Origin of the sequence: Pseudomonas sp. (genome assembly GCF_026224925.1) — a bacterium.
Lineage (GTDB): Bacteria > Pseudomonadota > Gammaproteobacteria > Pseudomonadales > Pseudomonadaceae > Aquipseudomonas.
In genome coordinates, this window is record NZ_JAMFRV010000434.1 from 1 (window position 1) to 1,566 (window position 1,566).

A 1,566-nucleotide genomic window follows, 5' to 3' on the forward strand; every position below is an offset into this window, starting at 1 on the left:
AGAGCGACAGGAACTCAGGGAGAGAACGGAATGGAAGCGAAGCGTCATCCGGTAAACCTTGAATAGTATCGCAAGGTGAGCGGAAAATGGCAATTCGTACTCTCTTCCAATACAAGATGAGCCTGAAGGAAGGCTTTGATTCCAATACAAGATGAGCCTGAAGGGGCGGTCATGCTGGGTAGTGAACATTCGCATGGACGAGGCAGAGAAGTTGAATTTGGAATCGATTGGCCAGTTTGTCGCGGCCAGCGAGGAAATCGGTTTTGAAGCCGAAGATCGCCAGCAGCGTTATAGCTGGGTGGAGGGGGTGCTGGTAGGGCAGCAGTACGCTCAGCAGGGCAAGGTTGCGCGGGGCCTGCTGCGGCGCTACATCGTGAAGATGACCGGTCTGAGCCGGGCGCAAGTAACGCGACTGATCGCTCGCTACACGGCCAGCGGGCGAGTCCATGTGACGGTCTATCGGCGACGGCGTTTCTCGCAACTCTACACACGAGCCGACATCGAACTGCTGGCCTCGGTCGACGAAGCGCACGAGACGCTGAGCGGGCCGGCGACGCGGCGCATCCTGGAGCGGGAACAGCTGCTCTCGAAGCGGCCGGAGTATGCGCGTCTGGCCGGTATCTCGGTGGCGCATCTGTACAACCTGCGCAAGAGCCAGCGTTACCGCGAGCCGCTGTTGAACTACACCAGGACGCGGCCCACGGCGGTGTCGATTGGCGAGCGGCGCAAGCCCCAGCCGGAGGGCCAGCCCGGCTATCTGCGTCTGGACACGGTGCATCAGGGCGATGGCCCCGAGGGCAAGGGTGTTTATCACATCGATGCCGTCGACGAGGTCACGCAATGGCAGGTCGTCGGCGCGACGCCGCGCATCTCGGAGGCCTATCTGCTGCCGGTTTTAGAGGATATGATGCGCCAGTTTCCTTTTCGCATCCTCGGCTTCCACACCGACAACGGCAGCGAGTTCATCAACAAGACCGTCGCCCAACTGCTGGAAAAGCTGCGCGTCGAACAGACCAAGAGCCGGCCTCGGCAGAGCGGCGACAACGGCCTGGTGGAGACCAAGAACGGCGCCGTGATCCGCAAACATATCGGCTATGGCTACATTGACGCCAGCCACGCCGAGGCGATCGACAGCTTCTACTGTGCGTACTTGAATCCCTATCTAAACTATCATCGTCCCTGCGCTCAGGCTGACGTGAAGATCGACGAGAAGGGTCGCAAACGCATCCGTTACAAGCGCTACCAAACTCCGCTGGAAACTCTGTCGTTGTTGGACAAACCAGCACAATACCTGCGCGATGGACTCAGTATGAACGCGCTGAAAAGGGTCGCCGCAGCCATCAGCGATACCGATGCCGCGCGGCGAATGCAGGAAGCCAAAAACAAGCTGTTCGAGAAATTACGACTCACCGCGTAGAACCGCAGGACTATGCGCAAGGGCGGAGGAAATGGCGGTTTATGGAAAGCTCGGAAAACGATAGTGCTTTGTTTTCCGACCTTCCCACAAACCTTGGGTGCAGCGAAGCTAGCTGCCAATCCAGCAGTGAAACATCTGCCAGTGGAACT

Annotated in this window: 1 protein-coding gene; it reads left to right on the forward strand. The window is 58.7% G+C overall.

Translation table 11 applies throughout. The features are described from left to right. Positions 1–193: 193 nt before the first annotated feature. On the forward strand, positions 194–1,417 hold the full coding sequence (locus tag M0974_RS18770) for a DDE-type integrase/transposase/recombinase (RefSeq protein ID WP_297840038.1): 1,224 nt from the start codon (positions 194–196) through the stop codon (positions 1,415–1,417). Positions 1,418–1,566 lie beyond the last annotated feature (149 nt).

Coding starts and splice junctions, on each gene's coding strand:
- M0974_RS18770 (WP_297840038.1), top strand. CDS start 194: ATGGACGAGGCAGAGAAGTTGAATTTGGAATCGATTGGCCAGTTTGTC.